The organism is Bradyrhizobium sp. STM 3843, from assembly GCF_000239815.1.
Taxonomy (GTDB): domain Bacteria; phylum Pseudomonadota; class Alphaproteobacteria; order Rhizobiales; family Xanthobacteraceae; genus Bradyrhizobium.
In genome coordinates, this window is record NZ_CAFK01000152.1 from 1 (window position 1) to 3031 (window position 3031).

Genomic DNA, 3031 nt, shown 5'->3' on the forward strand with positions numbered 1-3031 from the left:
ATCTCCTGCGGCTTCGGCTGGGGCAGTTCCCAGAACGGGCTCGCATCCTTGTTGATCTGCACCAGGAACGCTCTGACCTGCGGATCGAGAGCGGGATCTGTTGCGACATTGGTCCCTGCACTCGCGGTCATGACCGTTGCTCCAAGGAAAAGAGTTGATAGTAGCGTCGTTATGCGCATCGGTTTGCTCAGGCTTTCAGAAAGCTCGCTTGAGAGAGGCGTTTCGGGGACGACGACCAAAACAAACGGCCGCTTCCGCCGATCCGCCGTGGCTCCCAACGCTATTCGAATTGCAAACGTGGAGGCTTTTGGATTTCGCCCGCTTTGTTGAAAAAGGCGCAGCTTTTGATCACGCTTCGCCCTTGCAGGCAGGTACTGCTTTCGCGGAGCGCAAAATCGAGAACAGCAGCGGCAAGGGACAAACGCGATCACGCGGAACGTAGGGCACTACCCGCGCACGATCATCGACGGCAGGCTGAGTGCGGCGCGGCGCCGCCGGATCGATAGGCCGTCATTTCGCGCGGTCAAGGCGAAAGGTACCGGGCGGGACGCCGACCACTTTCCGAAACGTCGCGGTAAAATGGCTTTGATCGGCGAAGCCGCATGCAAGCGCGATCTCGGCGAGGCTGGTGTCGCCGCTGATCAGATGGCGCTTGGCCGCTTCGATCCGCTGCGCGATCAGGTATTGGTGCGGCGGCAAGCCCATTGATTGTTTGAAGGCGCGAGCAAAATGCTTGGCTGTCAATCCGGTCAAGGCCGCGAGATCATCCAGACAGATGTCTTGCGCGAGGTGCTCGACAATGAACTCGCAGGTCTGGCGCAACTGTCGCGGCGACAGGCCGCCCGTGCCTGACGCAACGCCGGCATGAGGCGACAGATGCAGCCGCAGCAGCCAATCGACCAGTAGAAGCGCGCGAGCTTCCATCTCAAGCGACGTGGCTGGGATGCGCGAGTCAAACGCGCGCCGGAGATAGTCGGACGTCAAAATGTGCAGCGTCTTCTCCGGGACGAACGACAGATCATCGCGAAGCCGGCCGCGAAGCACAGGCATGTTCTCGGCCTCGGCTGCTCTGTCGAGCAGTGCATCGGGCAAGAACACCTGGCCGAACTTGATGGGCCCGCGCGCGAGATAGCGGGTCTGGGCGCCCCGGGGCTGAAGGGTGAAATCCCGCCCCGGTCCGCTGGTGCGGACCGCCCTGCGATTGTGATCCTCGACGGTCGCGCCCCGCAGACGGAGACCTATCACTGTCTCGGGTGTGATCGTCCAGGTCGATTCTTCAATGCCCGTCGAACAATCATGCAGAAGCGCCGGCGCGATCCATCGTTCGCGAGCGCCCCTGACCTGCACGAGTCCGACGCTGCTGCGTGCAAACGCGAGAATGTGCGGCCTTCCCGCGTCCGGCGCGTCCTGCATGATTCCACTCCTGTGGTTGCGCGACCTGACGTCCTCTGACCCGGATTTCATCCGCCTTCACCTCGCCGGCCGTGCCGGCGTACCGGTGTCGGATGTCCGCCGGCGCTCACGGCACGTGTGTCGGTCCGGGAGCCCTCGGACCAAACTTGACTAGATTGACCAAATTAGTCAAGTTGGAAGAATGAGCGCCCCTTCTTCCGAGACCACCCTGCGGCGAGATGCGATCCTGCTTGCCGTCATGCCCGTTTTCGGGCGCTACGGCTTCAGGAAGACGTCAGTGGATGAACTGGCTGCTGCTGCCGGCCTGTCGAAGCAAGGTCTTTATCTGCACTTCTCCAGCAAGGAAGAGGTGTTTCGCGAGGCGATGAAGAAATACCTTGACGACGGCCTGGAGCTTGTCGATCGTGAACTCGCAAGACCCGGCGCGACGCTCCATGGCAGGCTCATGGGAGCGATGGACGCCTGGTTCGGCCGACACCTCAGGACATTTGCACCAGAGTCCTTCGACGTGATCGGGGCCGGCGATCGGCTCTCTGCCACCGGCGTCGCAGGATACAAGGCAGCCTTTCAGGCGAAGATTGCCAAGGCGCTTTCCCGATCCCGTGAATTCAAATCAAGCAACGTCTGCACGGCCGCAGAGGTCGCAAGGGTCCTGTTCCTGTTGGGATTGACTTGGAAAGAAGAGCGCCCATCGGAAACTGAACTCATGGCCCGATTCAGCCTGTGCATCCGCGCATGCTGCCAAATCGAGCCGGATCGGAAAGCACGGTGAGCGCAGTTCTCGTCGCGGGCGGATCGGGCATTGTCGGCAACTAGGGCAGCCTCGTTTGGGGCGATCGGTGACGGCCATCCGCCACAGAACGTGCCCGCGGGCGTCGTCCCGCGCCTGTGTGCGCTAGAAGCGTCGCGTCGAACAACCCCCAATACCAATTTATCTCGCGAAGCTCGCAGCCCAATAAGGCTCCGCTGATCATCGTGTGCCCATAAAACCCTGTGGCGTGATGCTCATGTTCGCAATGTCCGCTTTGCCCCTATAGCGGCCGAGTTTGTGCGGAAGCGCAATAGGTCGCGACGGGCTATAAGCGGACCTGCCGTAGATGGCCGCCACAGACCTAATCGGCGACCGCTGCTCCCTGAAAGTCCCCTTGCCTTTCGCCGCTGTCAGAGCGACGGGATATTCGGTACCGGCCAGGCGATACGCCGTGATGTCGATGGAATAACTTCGAAAACGCCGCCGCTGTCTCGTAACCAACTTTGCTGGCGATACGTGCGATGGGCTCATCGCTGGTTTCCAGCAAGAACGCCGCTTCCGCCATTCGGCGTTCGATCACATAGCGGTGCATGGACTGGCCGACGAGCTTGGTAAAGCGCGCCGAAAATACCGAGCGGCCGAGCCCCACGCGCTGGCCAAGATCGCTCAGGGTCCAGGGAAGCTCCGGATTCTCGTGAATGAGTTTGAGCGCCGGTCCGATATGTGGGTCAGAGATGGCCCCAAGCCAGCCGCCTTGTCCGGGACTGAGAGACGCAATCCAGCTTCGGAGCACCTCGACAAAGAGCACTTCCGTCAATCGTGAAAGCGCGACGCGTTGACCGGGACGTTCGGTCGCGGACTCGCTAA

3 protein-coding genes are annotated in these 3031 nt (G+C 61.3%); 1 reads left to right on the top strand and 2 read right to left on the bottom strand.

Annotation, left to right across the window (positions count from 1 at the left end):
• Positions 1-510 precede the first annotated feature (510 nt).
• Positions 511-1413, bottom strand: a complete 903-nt coding sequence (locus BRAS3843_RS17190; protein ID WP_008970239.1) for an AraC family transcriptional regulator — start codon at positions 1411-1413, stop codon at positions 511-513.
• 181 nt (positions 1414-1594) lie between these two features.
• Between BRAS3843_RS17190 and BRAS3843_RS38935 the strand changes: the two genes are divergently transcribed.
• On the top strand, positions 1595-2185 hold the full coding sequence (locus BRAS3843_RS38935) for a TetR/AcrR family transcriptional regulator (protein WP_008970240.1): 591 nt from the start codon (positions 1595-1597) through the stop codon (positions 2183-2185).
• 340 nt (positions 2186-2525) lie between these two features.
• On the opposite strand, the gene BRAS3843_RS17200 is transcribed toward BRAS3843_RS38935, so the two are convergent.
• A partial coding sequence (locus BRAS3843_RS17200) for an AraC family transcriptional regulator (RefSeq protein WP_035981975.1) occupies positions 2526-3031 on the bottom strand: 506 nt, incomplete at its 5' end.